The following is a 19884-nucleotide window of genomic DNA, read 5'->3' on the forward strand; positions in this document are numbered from 1 at the left end:
GTGTTACCAGCTGGACTTGGTCAGACCAGGCACGTCACCACGCATAGCGGCTTCACGCAGCTTGTTGCGGCTCAGGCCGAACTTGTTGTAGTAGCCGTGCGGACGGCCAGTGATGCGGCAGCGGTTACGCTGACGGACCGGGCTGGCATCACGCGGCAGCTGCTGCAGCTTCAGCTGTGCGTCGAAGCGCTCTTCTTCAGAAGCGTTGACGTCGTTGATGATGGTCTTCAGTGCGTCGCGTTTGGCGGCGTACTTAGCGACCAGCTTGGTGCGCTTGAGCTCGCGCTCAACCATGCTTTTCTTTGCCATGATCCACCCTTATTTCTTGAACGGGAAGTTCAGCGCGCCCAGCAACGCACGACCTTCATCATCGGTGTTGGCGCTAGTGGTGATGGTGATGTCCAGGCCACGAATCCGGTCGATCTTATCATACTCGATCTCCGGGAAGATGATCTGCTCACGCACACCCATGGAGTAGTTTCCACGGCCATCGAAGGACTTCGGGTTCAGACCACGGAAGTCACGAACGCGCGGGATAGCCACGTTCACGAGACGGTCCAGGAAGTCCCACATACGATCGCTGCGCAGGGTCACCTTAACACCGATCGGCCATCCTTCGCGGACTTTGAAGCCAGCGATGGACTTGCGTGCCTTGGTGACGATGGGCTTCTGACCAGAAAGCATCTGGAGATCGGCAAACGCGTTGTCGATCAGCTTCTTGTCAGCGGTGGCTTCACCGATACCCATGTTCAGGGTCACCTTGGTGATGCGGGGAACCTGCATCACATTGGCGTAGCCGAACTGCTCTTTAAGCTGGGCGGCCACTTCGTTCTGATAACGTTCTTTCAAGTTCGCCATGTTGTACCCGACTCGCGTTAGGCGTCGATCAGCTTCTGAGTCGACTTAAAGATGCGTACCTTAGTACCGTCTTCCTGTACCTGGATTCCGACACGATCCGCCTTGCCGGTCTCCTGGTTGAAGATGGCCACGTTGGACGCGTGAATCGGAGCCTCGCGCTCGACGATACCCCCCTGGGTGCCCAGCATCGGGTTGGGCTTGGTGTGACGCTTGATCATATTCACACCGGACACGAGCAGACGCTCACCTTTCAGCACCTTGCTGATGGTACCGCGCTTGCCCTTGTCCTTCCCGGCGATGACGATGACTTCATCGTCACGTTTGATCTTTTGCATATCCGCTTCCGCTCCTTACAGCACTTCGGGCGCCAGGGAAATGATCTTCATGAACTTCTCACTGCGAAGTTCACGGGTAACCGGGCCGAAGATACGGGTACCGATCGGCTGTTCGTTGGTGTTGTTCAACAGAACGGCCGCATTACCGTCGAAGCGGATCACGGAACCGTCATTACGACGGACACCGGCTTTGGTACGAACGACCACTGCCTTCATGACCTGGCCTTTCTTGACCTTGCCACGCGGGATAGCTTCTTTGACGGTGACCTTGATGATGTCTCCAACACGAGCGTAACGGCGGTGTGAACCACCCAGCACCTTGATGCATTGCACCCGGCGCGCGCCACTGTTGTCGGCGACATCCAGCATTGTCTGAGTCTGAATCATCGGTTTTCTCCAAACCTAATCTGACTGCCTGGTGGGAACTGGCCTAGGGATCAACCCTTGGCCTGTTCAACCACCTCGACCAGGGTCCAGGCTTTCTTCTTGGACAGCGGACGAGTCTCGGCGATAGAGACGGTGTCACCGATCCGAGCCTGATTCGCCTCATCATGGGCGTGCAGCTTGGTGGAGCGTCTCAGGTACTTGCCATAGATCGGGTGACGCTCACGGCGCTCGACCATGACAACGATGGATTTTTCCATCTTGTCACTCACCACCTTGCCAGTGAGTGTGCGTGCTTTAGTTTCTTCGGCCATTTTACTCACCTGACTTCTGGTTGAGCACAGTCTTAACCTGAGCAATTTGGCGACGAGTCTGCTTGAGCAGGTGAACCTGGCTCAGCTGGCCTGTTGCCTTCTGCATGCGCAGATTGAATTGCTCACGCAGCAGTTCGAACAACTGCTCCTGGAGCGCCTCGACTGACTTTTCACGGAGTTCTTGGGCTTTCATCACATCACCGTCCGCTTAACAAAGGTGGTGGAGATCGGCATCTTCATAGCGGCCAGGCTAAATGCTTCACGGGCCAGCTCTTCGGATACACCTTCGATCTCGTAGAGGACCTTGCCGGGCTGGATCTGAGCGACCCAGTACTCGACAGAACCCTTACCTTTACCCATACGAACTTCCAACGGCTTGTTGGAGATCGGCTTGTCTGGGAAGACACGGATCCAGATCTTACCGCCACGCTTGACGTGACGAGTGATGGCACGACGGCCAGCTTCGATCTGACGAGCGGTGATACGACCACGGCCGGTGGCTTTCAGGCCAAACTCACCAAAGCTTACCTTGCTTCCGCGATGCGCCAGGCCACGGTTGCGACCTTTCTGCATCTTGCGGAATTTCATACGCTTGGGCTGTAACATCGATTACCCCCTTACTTGCCTTTCTTCTTGGGTGCGGACGCGGGCTGCTTCGCCTTGGCTCGCACCTCTTCGATGCCACCGAGGATCTCGCCTTTGAAGATCCAGACCTTGACACCAATGATGCCGTAGGTGGTGTGAGCTTCGAAGGTGGAGTAATCAATGTCAGCACGCAGGGTGTGAAGCGGAACGCGGCCTTCGCGGTACCATTCGGTACGGGCGATTTCGGCACCGCCGAGACGACCAGAGAGCTGAATCTTGATGCCCTTGGCGCCCAGACGCATTGCGTTCTGCACAGCACGCTTCATCGCACGACGGAACATGACACGACGCTCGAGCTGACCTGCCACATTGGCAGCAACCAGCTTGGCATCGAGTTCCGGCTTGCGAATCTCCTCGATGTTGATGTGGACGGGAACGCCCATCATCTCGGAAACTTCACGACGAAGGCGGTCGACATCTTCACCTTTCTTACCGATCACGATACCCGGACGGGCGGTGTGAATGGTAATACGGGCGTTGTTTGCCGGACGCTCGATGCTGATGCGGCTCACGGAAGCGCTTTTCAGACGCTCTTCCAGGAATCCACGCACCTGCAGATCGTTGTTCAGTTTGTCGGCATAGGTAGCGCCTTCGGCGTACCAGACAGAGGTATGATCCTTGACAATACCCAGTCGGAAACCTGTCGGATTAACTTTCTGACCCATTGGTCGTCTCCTACTTCTCGGCTACCTTGACGGTGATATGACAAGTGCGCTTCAAGATACGATCCGCACGGCCTTTGGCACGTGGCTGGATGCGCTTGAGCGTCATGCCCTCGTCGACACAGATAGTCGAGACGCGAAGCTCGTCAATGTCCATGCCGTTGTTTTCTTCCGCATTCGCGATCGCGGACTGCAGAACCTTGCGAACAATCTTCGCGGCCTTCTTCGGTGAGAAAGCGAGCAGATTCAGCGCCTCGGCGACCGGCTTACCGCGCACCTGGTCAGCCACCAAACGGGCCTTCTGGGCGGATAAACGAGCGCCGCGCAGCTTAGCAGCTACTTCCATCTCTTAAATCCTCTCTGGCTTACCGTTTGGCTTTTTTATCTGCAGCGTGCCCGCGGTATGTGCGGGTGGCAGCAAACTCGCCGAGCTTGTGACCGACCATTTCCTCAGAAACGAGAACCGGGACATGCTGGCGACCGTTATGGACGGCAATGGTGAGCCCGACCATGTTCGGCAGGATCATGGAACGACGCGACCAGGTCTTGATCGGTTTGCGGTCGTTCTTTTCCACTGCTGTCTCAACCTTCTTCAGCAGATGAAGGTCAATAAAAGGACCTTTCTTCAGTGAACGTGGCACAGCCGTTACCCCTCAATATCTGTTACTTGGCCTTGCGGCGACGGACGATAAGCTTATCGGTGCGCTTGTTCTTGCGAGTCTTGTGACCCTTGGTCGGGACGCCCCACGGGCTGACCGGGTGACGGCCACCAGAGGTACGACCTTCACCACCACCATGCGGGTGATCGACCGGGTTCATCGCGACACCGCGAACAGTCGGGCGCACGCCTCTCCAACGCTTAGCACCGGCCTTGCCCAGTTGACGGAGGCTGTGCTCGGAGTTGCCCACTTCGCCGAGAGTTGCACGGCATTCGGACAGCACCTTACGCATCTCGCCAGAGCGCAGACGCAGCGTGGTGTAGTTACCGTCACGTGCCACGACCTGGGCACTGGCACCTGCACTACGAGCGATCTGGGCGCCCTTGCCTGGCTTCAGCTCTACACAGTGAACGGTGGAACCCACCGGGACATTGCGCAGCGGCAGAGCGTTGCCTTTCTTGATCGGTGCGTTAACACCAGACTCGAGACGATCGCCAGCAGAGACACCTTTCGGTGCAATGATGTAGCGACGTTCGCCGTCAAGGTACTTCACCAGCGCGATGTTCGCGCTACGGTTCGGATCGTACTCCAGACGCTCAACGATGGCCGGAATGCCATCCTTGTTGCGCTTGAAATCGACCAGACGGTAATGGTGACGATGACCACCGCCGATGTGGCGAGTAGTGATGCGACCATTATTGTTACGACCACCGGACTTTGACTGCTTTTCAAGCAGCGGAGCGTACGCGCGACCTTTGAAAAGTTCGTCATTGACGACCTTTACCAGGTGGCGGCGACCGGCGGAGGTAGGTTTTGTCTTAACAATTGCCATGTTCCGTACTCCTGCCTTACTCGGCGCCAGAGAAGTCTTCGATGGTCTCGCCGGCGGCCAGAGTTACATAGGCCTTGCGATAACCAGCGCGACGACCAACACCGCGAGCGGTGCGCTTGGTCTTGCCTTTCATGTTCAGAACCTGAACACGATCGACTTTCTTACCAAACAGCGCTTCGACGGCTTTCTTGATTTCGGGCTTTGTCGCGTCGCTGGCAACCTTGAACACGTACTGGTTGTTCTCGGCAGCGACCGCGGCCTTCTCGGTCATGTGAGGACCAAGCAGGACCTTGAATACGCGTTCCTGATTCATCCCAGGTTCTCCTCGAACTTGCGCAGGGCAGCGACAGTCATCAGCACCTTGTCGTAACCGACGAGGCTGACCGGGTCAGCGCCAGCGACATTGACGACGTCAACATACGGGATGTTGCGCGCGGCCAGGTACAGGTTGACGTCCTGCTCTTCAGTGACGATCAGCGCTTTCTCAAGGCCCAGTTCCTGGAGCTTGGCGATCAGCAGCTTGGTCTTCGGAGCTTCGACGCTGATAGCGTCGACCGCGACCAGGCGATCCTGACGGACCAGCTCGGACAGGATGGAACGCATGGCAGCGCGATACATCTTGCGGTTGACCTTGTGCGAGTGGTCCTGAGGACGCGCTGCAAAGGTCACACCGCCAGAACGCCACAGCGGGGAACGGATGGTACCGGCACGTGCACGACCAGTACCTTTCTGACGCCACGGCTTCTTGCCACCGCCGGACACGTCAGAACGGGTCTTCTGAGCCACGGTACCTTGACGTGCACCAGCCAGATAGGCGGTGACGACCTGGTGAACCAGAGCCTCGTTGAAGTCCTTACCAAAGGTGGCATCGGAGACGTCTACTGCGCCGCCTGCACCTGCAAGATTAAGATTCATCGGTTAATTCCCCTCAGCGAGCTTTCACAGCGGAACGCACGATCACTTCGCCGCCCGGAGCACCTGGAACGGCACCCTTGACCAGCAGAAGATTGCGTTCAGCGTCGACGCGGACCACTTCCAGGCTCTGGACGGTGGAACGGACGTTGCCCATCTGGCCAGCCATCTTCTTACCTTTGAAGACGCGGCCCGGGGTCTGACAGTTACCGATGGAACCCGGCGCGCGGTGCGACAGTGAGTTACCGTGGGTAGCGTCTTGGGTGCGGAAGTTCCAGCGCTTAACTGCGCCCTGGAAACCTTTACCCTTGGAGGTGCCGGTCACGTCAATCTTTTGACCAGCTTCAAAGAGGGATACGGTGAGTTCGCCGCCCACTGCAGGAGCTTCGTCGCCTTCGTTCAGGCGAAATTCCATCAGGGTACGGCCAGCCTCAACACCCGCCTTGGCATACTGACCAGCAGTTGCCTTGGTGAGGTGCTTGGCTTTACGAGAGCCAGTTGTCACCTGAATAGCATTGTAGCCGTCAGTCTCGAGAGACTTGATGGTCACGATGCGGTTCGGCTCAACTTCAATCACGGTAACCGGCACAGAGGCGCCAGCTTCGGTGAAGACACGGGTCATCCCGGCCTTCTTACCGACTAAACCGATAGACATGTTCAGTCTCCTTTAGTGTACGGGGCTGTCACCCGCTATGGCTGCCCTTTCCAGAGCATTCCACTAGCACATTGTATGACGCCATCCCGGCGTGGCGGCTGCTGCTCTATCAGTGAGAGCGCTGGGCCGCAGTGACTAGTGAGGTATCAGTCAACCTTGATCTGGACGTCCACACCGGCAGCCAGGTCAAGCTTCATCAGCGCGTCGACAGTCTTCTCTGTCGGCTCGACAATGTCGAGAACGCGCTTGTGGGTACGAATCTCATACTGGTCACGCGCGTCCTTGTTGACGTGCGGAGAGACCAGGATGGTGTAACGCTCGCGACGGGTCGGCAGCGGGATCGGGCCACGAACCTGAGCACCGGTACGCTTTGCAGTTTCAACGATCTCTGCAGAGGACTGGTCGATCAGACGGTGGTCGAATGCTTTCAACCGGATGCGAATCTTCTGGTTTTGCATTGCCCAAAACTCCAATGGATGTCGACGGCGTAGGCCGTCACCCACGCATTCAAAGGATGCGCATTATAGGCAGACTGACATCAGGTGTCAAACATGCGAGAAAAGGGGGCCCATCAGGGCCCCCTTCTGTGTCAGGTAAGGAGAACCTTACTCGACGATTTTGGCCACGACGCCAGCGCCGACGGTACGACCGCCTTCACGGATAGCGAAACGCAGACCATCTTCCATGGCGATCGGAGCGATCAGAGACACGACCATCTGGACGTTGTCGCCCGGCATGACCATCTCGACGCCTTCCGGCAGCTCACAGGTACCAGTGATGTCAGTGGTACGGAAGTAGAACTGCGGACGATAGCCTTTGAAGAACGGAGTGTGACGACCGCCTTCTTCCTTGGACAGGACGTAGACTTCGGCTTCGAACTTGGTGTGCGGCTTGATGGAGCCCGGCTTGGCCAGAACCTGGCCACGCTCGACGTCATCACGCTTGGTGCCGCGCAGCAGGGCGCCGACGTTTTCGCCAGCACGACCTTCGTCCAGCAGCTTGCGGAACATCTCGACACCGGTAACGGTAGTCTTGGTGGTGTCACGCACGCCGATGATCTCGATCTCTTCGCCAGTCTTGACCAGACCACGCTCGATACGGCCAGTGACGACGGTACCGCGGCCAGAGATGGAGAAGACGTCTTCGATCGGCATCAGGAACGGCTGGTCGATAGCACGCTCCGGCTCCGGGATGTACGCATCCAGGGCCTTGATCAGGTTGGCAACGGCGGTAGTACCCATGCCGTTGTCGTCCTTGCCTTCCAGAGCCATCAGGGCAGAGCCGATGATGATCGGAGTGTCGTCGCCCGGGAAGTCGTACTCGCTCAGGAGCTCACGAACTTCCATCTCGACCAGCTCGAGCAGTTCTTCGTCATCGACCATGTCAGCCTTGTTCAGGAAGACAACGATGAACGGAACGCCGACCTGACGGGACAGCAGGATGTGCTCGCGAGTCTGCGGCATGGGGCCGTCAGCAGCGGAACAGACCAGGATAGCGCCGTCCATCTGGGCAGCACCGGTGATCATGTTCTTGACGTAGTCGGCGTGACCCGGGCAGTCGACGTGCGCGTAGTGACGCACTTCGGACTGATATTCCACGTGAGCGGTGGAGATGGTGATACCACGCTCACGCTCTTCCGGGGCATTATCGATGGAGTCAAACGCACGCGCGTCACCACCGAAGACTTCTGCAGAGACGCGAGTCAGAGCCGCAGTCAGAGTGGTCTTGCCGTGATCGACGTGACCAATGGTGCCGACGTTGACGTGCGGCTTCGAACGCTCAAATTTTTCCTTAGCCACTGCTATAACCTCTTTCGTTAGCTAATCGGTTACTTCTGATTGATGACGGCTTCGACGATGCTGTTCGGTGCTTCGTCGTATTTCGCAAACTCCATGGAGTAGCTTGCGCGGCCCTGGGTCTGTGAGCGCAGGTCGGTCGCATAACCGAACATCTCACCCAGCGGCACCAGTGCATTGATGATCTTGCCAGTGGAAGAATCATCCATGCCCTGAACGAGGCCACGACGACGGTTCAGGTCGCCCATGACGTCACCCATGAAATCTTCAGGCGTGACGACTTCGACTTTCATGAGCGGCTCAAGCAGCACTGCACCCGCTTTCGGGGCACCGGCCTTGATCGCCATGGAAGAGGCGACCTTGAACGCAGTCTCGTTGGAGTCGACGTCGTGGTAGGAACCATCGAACAGCGTGACCTTGACGTCGATCATCGGATAACCGGCGATGACACCATTCTTGAGCTGCTCAGCGGCGCCCTTCTCGACGGCCGGCACGTATTCCTTCGGAACCGCACCACCGACGATCTCGGACTCGAACTTGAAGGTCATTTCTTCGTCGTCGCCCTTGTCCTCTGCAGTGAGAGGCTCAATGCGAAGCCAGACGTGACCGAACTGACCACGACCGCCGGACTGACGAACGAACTTGCCTTCCTGCTCGACCTTGGTACGGATGGTCTCACGGTAAGCCACCTGCGGCTTGCCGATGTTCGCCTCGACATTGAACTCGCGACGCATGCGGTCGACGAGGATGTCCAGGTGAAGCTCACCCATACCGGAGATGATGGTCTGACCGGACTCTTCGTCGGTCTCGACGCGGAAGGACGGATCTTCCTGGGCCAGCTTGCCCAGCGCAACACCCATCTTTTCCTGGTCGGCCTTGGACTTCGGCTCGACAGCGACGGAGATGACCGGCTCAGGGAATTCCATGCGCTCAAGCACGATCTTGTGATCCGGGTCACACAGGGTGTCACCGGTGGTCACGTCTTTCAGACCGATACATGCGGCGATATCGCCAGCATAGACTTCCTTGATCTCCTCACGAGAGTTGGAGTGCATCTGGACGATACGACCGACACGCTCCTTCTTGCTCTTGACGGAGTTGAAGACGCCATCACCAGACTTCAGCACGCCCGAGTAGACGCGGATGAAGGTCAGGGTACCAACGAACGGATCGGTCGCGATCTTGAACGCCAGCGCCGCGAACGGAGCCTTGTCGTCAGCTTCGCGGGTCTCGATGGTACCGTCCTTGTCGTCAAGCTCACCTTCGATGGCCTTGACTTCAAGCGGAGACGGCATGTATTCGATGACCGCATCCAGAACCGCCTGGACACCCTTGTTCTTGAAGGCAGAACCACAGGTCACGAGGCAGATTTCGTTGGCCAGGGTACGCTGACGCAGCGCAGCCTTGACTTCTTCCTCGGACAGCTCGCCTTCTTCAAGGTACTTGTCCATCAGCTCTTCGGACGCTTCAGCAGCAGACTCGAGCATGTGTTCACGCCATTCGGCAGCTGTGTCTTGCAGCTCGGCCGGAATGTCGATCAGCTCGTAGTTCATGCCGTGATTGTCTTCGTCCCAGACAATGGCCTTCATCTTGATCAGGTCGATGACGCCCTTGAACTCGTCTTCCGCACCCCAGTTGATCTGAATCGGGACGGCGTTCGCGCCCAGGCGCTTGCGCACCTGCTCGACGACCATGAAGAAGTCCGCGCCAGCGCGGTCCATCTTGTTGACGAAGATCATGCGCGGAACTTCGTAACGGTTGGCCTGACGCCAGACAGTCTCTGTCTGCGGCTGGACACCGGAAGAACCACACAGCACCACGACCGCGCCATCGAGAACACGCAGTGAACGCTCGACTTCAACAGTGAAGTCAACGTGCCCCGGAGTATCGATGATGTTGATACGGTGCTCGTCGAACTGCTTGCTCATGCCCTGCCAGAAGCAGGTGGTCGCCGCAGAGGTGATCGTGATGCCACGTTCCTGTTCCTGCTCCATCCAGTCCATGGTGGCAGCACCATCGTGGACTTCGCCGACCTTGTGAGACAGGCCGGTATAGAACAGGACGCGCTCGGTAGTGGTAGTCTTACCGGCGTCGACGTGGGCACAGATACCGATGTTGCGGTAACGCTTAAGTGGAGTCTTGCGTGCCACGGTGAGTATCCCCGTTGTTTAGAAGCGGTAGTGGGAGAAGGCCTTGTTGGCTTCTGCCATGCGGTGCACGTCTTCACGCTTCTTCACAGCAGAACCCTTGCCTTCAGCGGCATCCAGGATCTCGCCAGAGAGGCGCTGCACCATGGTCTTTTCGCCGCGCTTGCGCGCAGCGTCCACCAGCCAACGCATGGCCAGTGCCTGACGACGGGAAGGACGAACTTCAACCGGCACCTGGTAGGTTGCACCACCAACACGACGGGACTTCACTTCGACCATCGGCTGGATGGCTTCCAGCGCCTTGTCGAAGAGGTCCAGCGGCTCGTCATTGGAGCGTTCGGCAACACGATCGAGAGCACCGTAAACGATGCGCTCAGCTGCAGACTTCTTGCCGCTGATCATCAGGTGGTTCATGAACTTGGCCAGGCGCTCGCTTCCGAACTTCGGATCCGGCAGGATTTCGCGCTTAGCTGCTACACGTCTTCTAGGCATGATAAGCCCTCAGTAGAAGGGTCCTTCAGGTAAACCCGGGACGCCTCGCGTTGGACGCGACGCCCGACCTTACTCTTATCAGACCGATATTAAACTTTGAATTACGCCTTCGGACGCTTGGCGCCGTACTTGGAACGGCCCTGCTTACGGTTCTGCACGCCAGAGGTATCCAGTGCACCACGAACGGTGTGGTAACGGACACCCGGCAAATCCTTCACACGACCGCCACGGATCAGAACAACAGAGTGTTCCTGAAGGTTGTGACCTTCACCGCCGATGTATGAAGTGACTTCGAAGCCGTTGGTCAGGCGAACACGGCAAACCTTACGGAGTGCGGAGTTCGGCTTCTTCGGGGTAGTAGTGTATACACGGGTACACACGCCACGCTTCTGCGGACATGCCTGCAGCGCAGGGACGTCGCTCTTGGACGCCTGACGCTTGCGCGGCTTGCGCACGAGCTGGTTAACGGTTGCCATTTGCTTGCTCCAATGGGTTGTACTGCCTTCCAACAACAGGGCAGGATGCACCTGCCCTACTGTTAAAGGCTGCATATTCTAGGGCTTGGGCCACAAGGGCGTCAACCCCGCCGTCAGAGACGGCGGGGCGCAAGACCTCAGAGGTCGTCGTCGTCCGCGTCGAGAGCAGTGAGCTGAGCGCCCAATTCCTGCTCGACGTCCTGTGCCGACGGGGCCGGTGCGAGCGGCAGGCCATCGCGACGGCGGCGACGCTCGTCGTGATAGGCCAGGCCAGTACCCGCCGGAATCAGGCGACCGACCACGACATTCTCCTTCAGACCACGGAGATAATCGCGCTTGCCGGTGACAGATGCCTCGGTCAGAACTCGCGTGGTTTCCTGGAAGGACGCCGCGGAGATGAACGATTCAGTTGCCAGGCTCGCCTTGGTGATACCGAGCAGGATGCGATCGAACTTGGCCGGGAACTTGCCGTCGGCCTCGAGACGCATGTTTTCTTCGACGACGCGGGCGTATTCCACCTGGTCGCCTGTGATGAAGGTGGAATCGCCAGAATCGGTGATCTCGACCTTGCGCAGCATCTGACGCACGATGACTTCGATGTGCTTGTCGTTGATGCCGACACCCTGGAGGCGATAGACCTCCTGGACTTCGGTGGTGATGTACTTGGTCATTTCCGCGACGCCGAGCAGACGCAGGATATCGTGCGGGTTGCTCGGGCCATCGGAGATGACTTCACCCTTCTCGACCGTTTCACCTTCGAAGACGCTGATCTGGCGCCATTTCGGGATCAACAGCTCGAACGGATCACCTTCCACCGGCGTGATGGTCAGACGACGCTTGCCTTTGGTTTCCTTGCCGAAGGTCACGGTACCGGAGATCTCGGCCAGGATGGCCGGCTCTTTCGGACGACGTGCTTCGAACAGGTCGGCAACGCGCGGCAGACCACCGGTGATGTCCTTGTTACCGGACGCTTCCATCGGGATACGTGCGATGACGTCACCCACACCGACGGCTGCGCCATTCTCGGCGGACACCACGGCATTGCCCGGCAGCAGGTACTGGACCGGCGTGTTGGAGCCCGGCAGTGTCACGTGCTTGCCGCTACCGTCTACCAGCATGATCATCGGACGCTTGTCACGTGCCGCGGACGGACGTGAAGCGCTTTCGATGACCTCGATGGAGGACAGGCCGGTCATTTCGTCAGTGGTACGGTTGATGGTCTGACCATCTTCCATGTCCGTGAACTGCACCTGACCCGCGACTTCCGCGACGATCGGGTGAGTGTGCGGATCCCACTTGGCGACGGACTGACCAGAGGCCACCGGATCGCCGTCACGTACGGACAGCTCAGCACCGTACGGGAGCTTGTAGAATTCGCGCTCACGGCCGTGGTCATCCGCCACTGCCAGTGCGCTGGAACGCGAGACGACAATCAGCTTGCCATCGGCACGTTCGACCGACTTGATGTTGTGCAGACGCACGCTGCCGCCATGCTTGACCTGGACACTGTCCACGGCGGAGGCACGCGAAGCGGCACCACCGATGTGGAAGGTACGCATGGTCAGCTGGGTACCCGGCTCACCGATGGACTGTGCCGCGATGACACCGATGGCTTCACCGACGTTGACCTGATGGCCACGCGCCAGGTCACGACCGTAACAGGCCGAGCAGACACCGTGCACGGTTTCACAACCGATGGTGGTACGCACGATGATCTCATCGACGCCCATGGTATCGAGCTGTGCACACCAGGCTTCGTCGAGCAGCGTGCCGCGTGCGATCAGGACCTCATCAGAGACCGGATCGATCACGTCCTGCGCCACGACACGACCCAGCACACGCTGGGACAGCGGGACGATGATGTCGCCGCCTTCGATGACCGGGTGCAGAATCAGACCTTCCTGAGTGCCGCAATCCGCTTCGGTGATGACCAGATCCTGGGCAACATCGACCAGACGACGGGTCAGGTAACCGGAGTTGGCGGTCTTCAGTGCCGTATCCGCCAGACCCTTACGGGCACCGTGCGTGGAGATGAAGTACTGGAGTACGTTCAGACCTTCACGGAAGTTGGCGGTGATCGGCGTCTCGATGATCGAGCCATCCGGCTTGGCCATCAGGCCACGCATACCAGCCAGCTGACGAATCTGTGCGGCGGAACCACGCGCACCGGAGTCGGCCATGATGAAGACGCTGTTGAAGGAGTCCTGCTCCATCGGCTTGCCGTCTTCGTCATTGACCACTTCGCCTTTCCAGTTGACGACGGTCTCTTTCGAGATACCTGCCATCATCTCCTTGGCGACACGGTCGTTGGCACGCGCCCAGATATCGATGACCTTGTTGTACTTCTCGCCCGCGGTCACGAGACCGGAGGAGAACTGGTCTTCGATCTCTTTCACTTCGTCTTCGGCCGCGTCGATGATGACCTTCTTCGCGTCTGGGATGACGAAGTCGTTGACGCCGATGGAGGCGCCGGACCACGTCGCGAGACGGAAGCCGGTGTACATCAGCTGGTCAGCGAAGATGACGGTGTCCTTCAGACCGACACGACGGTACGCCTCGTTGATCAGACCGGAGATGGCTTTCTTCTTCATCACCTGGTTGATCAGCTCGAACGGCATGCCCTTCGGCAGAATGCGGAACAGCAGTGCGCGACCGATGGTGGTGTCGTGCAGGGACGTCTTCTCGTACAGCTCGCCGGACTCTTCGTCCTTGAGCGTCTCGGTCAGACGGACCTTGACCATCGCGTGCAGGTGAGCGCTGTGCGTACCGAAGGCACGCTCGACTTCACCCAGGTTCGCGAAGGCCATGCCCTCACCCTTGGCACCGATCTTCTCGCGGGTCATGTAGTACAGACCCAGCACGACGTCCTGGGACGGCACGATGATCGGCTCGCCGTTGGCCGGCGACAGCACGTTGTTGGTCGACATCATCAACGCACGCGCTTCCAGCTGGGCTTCCAGCGTCAGCGGTACGTGGACAGCCATCTGGTCACCATCAAAGTCGGCGTTGTACGCAGCGCAGACCAGCGGGTGCAGTTGGATGGCCTTGCCTTCGATCAGCAGCGGCTCGAACGCCTGGATACCCAGACGGTGCAGAGTCGGCGCACGGTTCAGCAGCACCGGGTGCTCGCGGATGACGTCGGCGAGGAAATCCCAGACTTCCGGGGCTTCGCGCTCGACCATCTTCTTGGCGGCCTTGATGGTGCTGGCGTGACCGGAGGCCTGCAGCTTGGCGTAGATGAACGGCTTGAACAGTTCAAGCGCCATCTTCTTCGGCAGACCACACTGGTGCAGACGCAAGGTCGGGCCGACGGTGATGACGGAACGACCGGAGTAGTCGACACGCTTGCCCAGCAGGTTCTGACGGAAACGACCCTGCTTGCCCTTGATCATGTCGGCCAGCGACTTCAGCGGACGCTTGTTGGAACCGGTGATGGCGCGACCGCGACGACCGTTGTCGAGCAGTGCATCCACGGATTCCTGCAGCATGCGCTTCTCGTTGCGCACGATGATGTCCGGCGCATTGAGGTCGAGCAGACGCTTGAGGCGGTTGTTGCGGTTGATCACACGACGATACAGATCGTTCAGATCCGAGGTCGCGAAGCGGCCGCCGTCCAGCGGTACCAGCGGACGCAGGTCCGGCGGCAGCACTGGCAGCACTTCCATGATCATCCAGCCCGGCTTGTTGCCGGAATAGTAGAAGGCTTCCAGCAGCTTGAGGCGCTTGGACAGCTTCTTGATCTTGGTCTCGGAGTTGGTCTGCGGAATCTCTTCACGCAGGCGCTCGACCTCTTCTTCCAGCTCGATGTCCTCGAGCAGCGCCTTGATGGCCTCGGCACCCATGCGGGCGTCGAAATCATCACCGAATTCTTCCAGCGCTTCGAAGTACTGCTCATCGTTGAGCAGATGCCCCTTCTCGAGGGTCGTCATGCCCGGATCGATGACCACGAAGCTTTCGAAGTACAGCACGCGCTCGATATCACGCAGAGTCATGTCGAGCAGCATGCCGATACGAGACGGCAGAGACTTCAGGAACCAGATATGCGCGACCGGGCTCGCCAGTTCGATGTGAGCCATACGCTCACGACGCACTGCCGCCTTGGTCACTTCAACGCCACACTTCTCACAGATGATGCCGCGATGCTTCATCCGCTTGTACTTGCCACACAGGCACTCGTAGTCCTTCACCGGGCCAAAGATCTTGGCACAGAAAAGACCATCACGTTCCGGCTTGAATGTCCGGTAGTTGATGGTTTCAGGCTTCTTCACTTCACCAAAAGACCACGAGCGAATCATGTCCGGAGACGCCAGGGTAATCTTGATGGCGTCGAATTCTTCGGACTGCGCCTGCGATTTGAGAACTTTCACCAAATCTTTCATGGGTCGCTCCGTTGCGGAGTTGTCATGGGCAAAGCCTGGCTGCTGACACCAGGCTTTGCGGACCGTCAATACTTGTGGCTTTTCGGCGTCAGCCTTCCAGCTCCATGTCGATACCCAGCGAGCGGATTTCCTTCACCAGCACGTTGAAGGATTCGGGCATGCCCGCCTGCATGGTGTGATCGCCATCTACGATGCTCTTGTACATCTTGGTACGGCCTTCCACGTCATCGGACTTGACCGTGAGCATCTCCTGGAGGGTGTAGGCAGCGCCGTACGCCTCGAGGGCCCAGACCTCCATCTCACCGAAGCGCTGACCACCAAACTGCGCCTTACCACCCAGCGGCTGCTGCGTGACGAGGGAGTAGGAGCCGGTCGAACGCGCATGCATCTTGTCATCCACCAGGTGGTTGAGCTTGAGCATGTACATGTAACCGACGGTCACCTTGCGATCGAACTTCTCGCCGGTGCGGCCATCGTAGAGGTCCATCTGTCCGGAATCAGGGATACCGGCCAGCGTGAGCAACTGCTTGATCTCGTGTTCCTTGGCGCCATCGAAGACCGGCGTTGCCATCGGCACGCCCTTCTTCAGGTTGTGCGCCATGGTGATGATTTCATCATCGCTGAGCACGGAAAGGTCTTCCTGGCGACCGCCGACGGTGTTGTACACCTTGTCGAGGAATTCGCGGATCTGCTTGACCTGCTCGGCACGCTCTTCGCGCAGCATGTGCTCGATCTTCACGCCCAGACCACGCGCGGCCATGCCGAGGTGGGTCTCGAGGATCTGACCGACGTTCATGCGCGACGGTACACCCAGCGGGTTCAGCACGACGTCAACCGACTCGCCATTGCCATCGAACGGCATGTCTTCGACCGGCATGATCGCGGAGATGACACCCTTGTTACCGTGACGACCGGCCATCTTGTCACCCGGCTGGATACGACGCTTCACGGCGACGTACACCTTGACGATCTTGAGCACGCCCGGTGCCAGATCATCACCCTGGGTGAGCTTGCGCTTCTTGTCTTCGAAGCGCTCGTCCATCTCGCGACGACGGATCTCGAGCTGCTCATCGGCCTGAGCCAGCAGTTCGTTGAGAGACTCGTCCTGCAGACGCAGCTTGAACCACTCCTGGCGCGGCAGTGCTTCCAGGTAGTCATCGGTCAGCACGTCGCCCTTCTTGAGCTTCGGACCACCGTTGACGGCCTGGCCGACCAGGTTGCGCTGCATACGCTCGAAGGTCGCCTCTTCCGCGATGCGGTAGGTTTCCTGCAGATCCTTGCGGACCTCGGCCAGCTGCATCTGCTCGATGGAGAGCGCACGCTGATCCTTCTCGACGCCGTCACGGGTGAAGACCTGAACGTCGATGACGGTAGCCTTCATGCCGGTCGGGGCACGCAGAGAGGTGTCCTTAACGTCGGACGCCTTCTCGCCGAAGATGGCACGCAACAGCTTCTCTTCCGGCGTCAGCTGGGTCTCGCCCTTCGGCGTGACCTTGCCGACCAGGATGTCGCCCGGATTCAGCTCGGCACCGATGTAGACGACACCGGACTCATCCAGCTTGGAGAGTGCGGATTCGCCGACATTCGGGATATCGGAAGTGATTTCTTCCGGCCCGAGCTTGGTGTCACGCGCGACACAGGTCAGTTCCTGGATGTGGATGGTGGTGAAGCGATCTTCCTGCACCACACGCTCCGAGAACAGGATGGAATCCTCGAAGTTGAAGCCGTTCCAGGGCATGAACGCCAGACGCATGTTCTGACCCAGGGCCAGATCACCCATGTCGACGGACGGGCCGTCGGCCAGGATGTCGCCGATGGCGACTTCGTCGCCAGGACGCACGATCGGGCGCTGGTTCTGACAGGTATTCTGATTCGAGCGCACGTACTTGGTCAGGTTGTAGATATCAACGCCGGCTTCACCGCCGATGATCTCTTCTTCCCGCACACGTACGACGATACGCTTGGCATCGACGGAATCGATGACACCGCCACGACGTGCCACGGCGCAGACGCCGGAGTCACGCGCCACGAAGCGCTCCATGCCGGTACCGACCAGCGGCTTGTCAGCCTTCAGAGTCGGAACGGCCTGACGCTGCATGTTCGCACCCATCAAGGCGCGGTTGGCATCATCGTGCTCGAGGAACGGGATCAGTGCGGCAGCGACAGAGACGACCTGACGCGGAGACACGTCCATCATGGTGACCTTTTCCGGCGCCATGAAGGTGGTCTCGCCACGGTGACGAACCTGAACCAGGTCGTCGACCAGACGGCCGTTCTCGTCGACGGTCGCGGAGGCCTGGGCGATGATGAAATCGCCTTCCTCGATCGCGGACAGATCGACGACATCGTCGGTGACCTGACAATCCACGACCTTGCGGTACGGCGTCTCGAGGAAGCCATAGCTGTTGGTCTTGGAGTAGGTCGCCAGCGAGTTGATCAGACCGATGTTCGGGCCTTCCGGCGTTTCGATCGGGCACAGACGGCCGTAGTGCGTGGCGTGAACGTCACGAACTTCGAAGCCGGCGCGCTCACGGGTCAGACCACCCGGGCCAAGCGCGGAGACACGGCGCTTGTGCGTCACTTCGGACAGCGGGTTGTTCTGATCCATGAACTGGGAGAGCTGGCTGGAACCGAAGAATTCCTTCACCGCCGCCGCAACCGGCTTGGCGTTGATGAGATCCTGCGGCATCAGGCCTTCGCTCTCGGCCATGGACAGACGCTCCTTGACCGCACGCTCGACGCGGACCAGGCCGACACGGAACTGGTTTTCCGCCATTTCGCCCACAGAGCGAATACGACGGTTGCCCAGGTGGTCGATGTCATCGACATCGCCATTGCCGTTACGGATGCTGATCAGTTCCTTCATGACGGTCAGGATATCGTCCTGATCGAGCACGCCGCTGCCGGTATCGCTTTCGCGACGCAGGCGACGGTTGAACTTCATGCGGCCCACGCCCGACAGGTCGTAGCGGTCTTCGCTGAAGAACAGGTTCTGGAACAGTGACTCTGCTGCATCCTTGGTGGGCGGCTCGCCCGGACGCATCATGCGGTAGATCTCGACCAATGCCTCGAGCTGGTTACGCGTGGTATCCAGTTTCAGGGTATCGGACACGAACGGACCGCAATCCAGGTCGTTGGTGTAGATGACTTCGAACTGGGTGATCTTGGCCTGAGCCATCTTCTCCAGCAGTTCCGGAGTGATCTCGCTGTTGCTTTCGCAGACCAGCTCACCAGTGGCCGGATCGATCTGATCCTTGGCCAGCACCTTGCCGTACAGGTAGTCCATCGGCACTTCGAGACGCTCGAGGCCGGAGGCTTCCATCTGACGGACGTGCTTCTGTGTAATACGACGACCTTCCTCCACGATCACGCTACCGTCGGCATCCTTGATGTCGAAGGCGGCGGTTTCGCCACGCAGACGTGCCGGCACCAGCTCAACGGAGAAGCCGCTGCGCTCGATGTGGTACATCGTGGTGTCGAAGAACGTACCGAGAATCTCTTCGCTGGTCATGCCCATGGCACGCAGCAGAACGGAAGCCGGCAGCTTGCGACGACGGTCGATACGGACGTAGACGTTGTCCTTCGGATCAAACTCGAAGTCCAACCAGGAACCGCGGTAAGGAATCACACGTGCGGAGTACAGCAGCTTGCCGGACGAGTGGCTCTTGCCCTTGTCGTGGTCGAAGAACACACCCGGTGAGCGGTGCAGCTGTGACACGATGACACGTTCGGTACCATTGATGACGAAGGTACCGTTCTCTGTCATCAGGGGGATTTCCCCCATGTAGACTTCCTGCTCCTTGATGTCCTTGATCGCCTTGTTCGACGATTCCTTGTCATAGATCATCAGGCGCACTTTCACGCGCAGCGGTGCAGAGTAAGTGACTCCGCGCAGCTGACATTCCTTGACGTCGAACGCCGGCGTACCGAAGCGGTAGCTGACATACTCGAGCGCTGCGTTGCCAGAGAAACTGGCAATCGGGAACACGGACTTGAAGGCAGCGTGAAGGCCGACTTCCAGGCGCTGTTCTGGCGCCCTGTCCTGCTGGAGAAAGTCGTGGTAGGAATCAAGCTGGATGGCCAGCAGGTAAGGCACATCCATCACTTGGGGCAGTTTGCCAAAATCCTTGCGGATGCGTTTTTTCTCAGTGTATGAGTAAGCCATCTGTATTCCCCAGCTTGTTCACCTTGGGTGACCGATGCGTGGTCGGCTCATCCCTGATGGCGCGGCGATGTCCATCAGGCGCGGACGGCAAGCCTCCCTTGCGGGCTGGCTCGCCGTCATAATTCGTCTTGCAACAGAAAAAGGCTGGTGGCGGAGTCCGCCACCAGCCAGGA

The 19884-nt window shown here is 58.8% G+C and carries 21 protein-coding genes; all 21 read right to left on the reverse strand.

The genetic code is table 11. The features are described from left to right. Positions 1-3: 3 nt before the first annotated feature. The 21 genes from rpsN to rpoB all read right to left on the reverse strand — a co-directional run bounded on the left by rpsN (position 4) and on the right by rpoB (position 19711). Positions 4-309: a 30S ribosomal protein S14 gene (gene rpsN, locus H2O77_RS16930; RefSeq protein ID WP_043334842.1), complete on the reverse strand. Its 306-nt coding sequence runs from the start codon at positions 307-309 to the stop codon at positions 4-6. Positions 310-318: 9 nt separating this feature from the next. Beyond that, positions 319-858: a 50S ribosomal protein L5 gene (gene rplE, locus H2O77_RS16935; protein ID WP_043334844.1), complete on the reverse strand. Its 540-nt coding sequence runs from the start codon at positions 856-858 to the stop codon at positions 319-321. 17 nt (positions 859-875) lie between these two features. After that, on the reverse strand, positions 876-1193 hold the full coding sequence (gene rplX / locus H2O77_RS16940) for a 50S ribosomal protein L24 (RefSeq protein WP_043334846.1): 318 nt from the start codon (positions 1191-1193) through the stop codon (positions 876-878). Between the two features lie 15 nt (positions 1194-1208). Beyond that, complete coding sequence (gene rplN, locus H2O77_RS16945) at positions 1209-1580, reverse strand: 50S ribosomal protein L14 (protein WP_043334850.1); 372 nt, start codon at positions 1578-1580, stop codon at positions 1209-1211. Between the two features lie 50 nt (positions 1581-1630). Then, positions 1631-1891 (reverse strand): 30S ribosomal protein S17, encoded by a 261-nt coding sequence (gene rpsQ / locus H2O77_RS16950; RefSeq protein ID WP_043334852.1) that lies wholly within the window; start codon positions 1889-1891, stop codon positions 1631-1633. A gap of 1 nt (position 1892) precedes the next feature. Continuing rightward, positions 1893-2084, reverse strand: a complete 192-nt coding sequence (gene rpmC, locus H2O77_RS16955) for a 50S ribosomal protein L29 (RefSeq protein WP_024950659.1) — start codon at positions 2082-2084, stop codon at positions 1893-1895. Continuing rightward, positions 2084-2497: a 50S ribosomal protein L16 gene (rplP, locus tag H2O77_RS16960; protein WP_043334854.1), complete on the reverse strand. Its 414-nt coding sequence runs from the start codon at positions 2495-2497 to the stop codon at positions 2084-2086. Before rplP ends, rpmC begins: the two co-directional genes overlap by 1 nt. An 11-nt stretch (positions 2498-2508) precedes the next feature. Next, positions 2509-3201, reverse strand: a complete 693-nt coding sequence (gene rpsC, locus H2O77_RS16965) for a 30S ribosomal protein S3 (protein ID WP_043334856.1) — start codon at positions 3199-3201, stop codon at positions 2509-2511. Between the two features lie 10 nt (positions 3202-3211). After that, the gene (gene rplV / locus H2O77_RS16970) at positions 3212-3544 is read right to left on the reverse strand and encodes a 50S ribosomal protein L22 (protein ID WP_043334859.1); all 333 of its coding nucleotides are present in this window, start codon (positions 3542-3544) and stop codon (positions 3212-3214) included. 19 nt (positions 3545-3563) lie between these two features. Beyond that, positions 3564-3839, reverse strand: a complete 276-nt coding sequence (gene rpsS / locus H2O77_RS16975) for a 30S ribosomal protein S19 (protein WP_024950655.1) — start codon at positions 3837-3839, stop codon at positions 3564-3566. Positions 3840-3861: 22 nt separating this feature from the next. After that, on the reverse strand, positions 3862-4689 hold the full coding sequence (gene rplB, locus H2O77_RS16980; RefSeq protein ID WP_215823599.1) for a 50S ribosomal protein L2: 828 nt from the start codon (positions 4687-4689) through the stop codon (positions 3862-3864). 16 nt (positions 4690-4705) lie between these two features. After that, positions 4706-5002: a 50S ribosomal protein L23 gene (gene rplW / locus H2O77_RS16985; protein ID WP_043334865.1), complete on the reverse strand. Its 297-nt coding sequence runs from the start codon at positions 5000-5002 to the stop codon at positions 4706-4708. Next, positions 4999-5604: a 50S ribosomal protein L4 gene (rplD, locus tag H2O77_RS16990; protein ID WP_054556901.1), complete on the reverse strand. Its 606-nt coding sequence runs from the start codon at positions 5602-5604 to the stop codon at positions 4999-5001. The genes rplW and rplD overlap by 4 nt, the downstream gene beginning before the upstream one ends. Before the next feature lie 13 nt (positions 5605-5617). Continuing rightward, positions 5618-6256, reverse strand: coding sequence for a 50S ribosomal protein L3 (gene rplC / locus H2O77_RS16995; protein WP_024950651.1), 639 nt, complete (start codon positions 6254-6256; stop codon positions 5618-5620). A 146-nt stretch (positions 6257-6402) separates the two neighbouring features. After that, entirely contained in the window at positions 6403-6714 is a 312-nt protein-coding gene (gene rpsJ, locus H2O77_RS17000) for a 30S ribosomal protein S10 (RefSeq protein WP_024950650.1), read from the reverse strand. Positions 6715-6861: 147 nt separating this feature from the next. Further along, positions 6862-8055 (reverse strand): elongation factor Tu, encoded by a 1194-nt coding sequence (tuf, locus tag H2O77_RS17005; RefSeq protein ID WP_043334873.1) that lies wholly within the window; start codon positions 8053-8055, stop codon positions 6862-6864. A gap of 29 nt (positions 8056-8084) precedes the next feature. After that, positions 8085-10202 carry an elongation factor G gene (fusA, locus tag H2O77_RS17010; protein ID WP_043334876.1) on the reverse strand — a complete coding sequence of 706 codons (2118 nt, stop codon included), beginning with the start codon at positions 10200-10202 and terminating at the stop codon, positions 8085-8087. An 18-nt stretch (positions 10203-10220) separates the two neighbouring features. Further along, positions 10221-10691, reverse strand: coding sequence for a 30S ribosomal protein S7 (gene rpsG / locus H2O77_RS17015; RefSeq protein WP_043334878.1), 471 nt, complete (start codon positions 10689-10691; stop codon positions 10221-10223). 101 nt (positions 10692-10792) lie between these two features. Then, a complete protein-coding gene (gene rpsL, locus H2O77_RS17020) occupies positions 10793-11167 on the reverse strand; it encodes a 30S ribosomal protein S12 (protein ID WP_043334880.1) in 375 nt (124 codons plus the stop codon). A 137-nt stretch (positions 11168-11304) separates the two neighbouring features. Beyond that, positions 11305-15546, reverse strand: a complete 4242-nt coding sequence (gene rpoC, locus H2O77_RS17025; protein WP_043334882.1) for a DNA-directed RNA polymerase subunit beta' — start codon at positions 15544-15546, stop codon at positions 11305-11307. An 88-nt stretch (positions 15547-15634) separates the two neighbouring features. Next, complete coding sequence (gene rpoB / locus H2O77_RS17030; RefSeq protein ID WP_043334884.1) at positions 15635-19711, reverse strand: DNA-directed RNA polymerase subunit beta; 4077 nt, start codon at positions 19709-19711, stop codon at positions 15635-15637. Positions 19712-19884 lie beyond the last annotated feature (173 nt).

The organism is Cobetia sp. 4B, assembly GCF_018831605.1.
Taxonomy (GTDB): domain Bacteria; phylum Pseudomonadota; class Gammaproteobacteria; order Pseudomonadales; family Halomonadaceae; genus Cobetia; species Cobetia amphilecti.

Bases quoted from the DNA above. Each gene is read 5' to 3' on its own strand.
- rpsN (WP_043334842.1), bottom strand. From the start codon at position 309: ATGGCAAAGAAAAGCATGGTTGAGCGCGAGCTCAAGCGCACCAAGCTG.
- rplE (WP_043334844.1), bottom strand. From the start codon at position 858: ATGGCGAACTTGAAAGAACGTTATCAGAACGAAGTGGCCGCCCAGCTT.
- rplX (WP_043334846.1), bottom strand. From the start codon at position 1,193: ATGCAAAAGATCAAACGTGACGATGAAGTCATCGTCATCGCCGGGAAG.
- rplN (WP_043334850.1), bottom strand. From the start codon at position 1,580: ATGATTCAGACTCAGACAATGCTGGATGTCGCCGACAACAGTGGCGCG.
- rpsQ (WP_043334852.1), bottom strand. From the start codon at position 1,891: ATGGCCGAAGAAACTAAAGCACGCACACTCACTGGCAAGGTGGTGAGT.
- rpmC (WP_024950659.1), bottom strand. From the start codon at position 2,084: ATGAAAGCCCAAGAACTCCGTGAAAAGTCAGTCGAGGCGCTCCAGGAG.
- rplP (WP_043334854.1), bottom strand. From the start codon at position 2,497: ATGTTACAGCCCAAGCGTATGAAATTCCGCAAGATGCAGAAAGGTCGC.
- rpsC (WP_043334856.1), bottom strand. From the start codon at position 3,201: ATGGGTCAGAAAGTTAATCCGACAGGTTTCCGACTGGGTATTGTCAAG.
- rplV (WP_043334859.1), bottom strand. From the start codon at position 3,544: ATGGAAGTAGCTGCTAAGCTGCGCGGCGCTCGTTTATCCGCCCAGAAG.
- rplB (WP_215823599.1), bottom strand. From the start codon at position 4,689: ATGGCAATTGTTAAGACAAAACCTACCTCCGCCGGTCGCCGCCACCTG.
- rplW (WP_043334865.1), bottom strand. From the start codon at position 5,002: ATGAATCAGGAACGCGTATTCAAGGTCCTGCTTGGTCCTCACATGACC.
- rplD (WP_054556901.1), bottom strand. From the start codon at position 5,604: ATGAATCTTAATCTTGCAGGTGCAGGCGGCGCAGTAGACGTCTCCGAT.
- rplC (WP_024950651.1), bottom strand. From the start codon at position 6,256: ATGTCTATCGGTTTAGTCGGTAAGAAGGCCGGGATGACCCGTGTCTTC.
- rpsJ (WP_024950650.1), bottom strand. From the start codon at position 6,714: ATGCAAAACCAGAAGATTCGCATCCGGTTGAAAGCATTCGACCACCGT.
- rpsG (WP_043334878.1), bottom strand. From the start codon at position 10,691: ATGCCTAGAAGACGTGTAGCAGCTAAGCGCGAAATCCTGCCGGATCCG.
- rpsL (WP_043334880.1), bottom strand. From the start codon at position 11,167: ATGGCAACCGTTAACCAGCTCGTGCGCAAGCCGCGCAAGCGTCAGGCG.
- rpoC (WP_043334882.1), bottom strand. From the start codon at position 15,546: ATGAAAGATTTGGTGAAAGTTCTCAAATCGCAGGCGCAGTCCGAAGAA.
- rpoB (WP_043334884.1), bottom strand. From the start codon at position 19,711: ATGGCTTACTCATACACTGAGAAAAAACGCATCCGCAAGGATTTTGGC.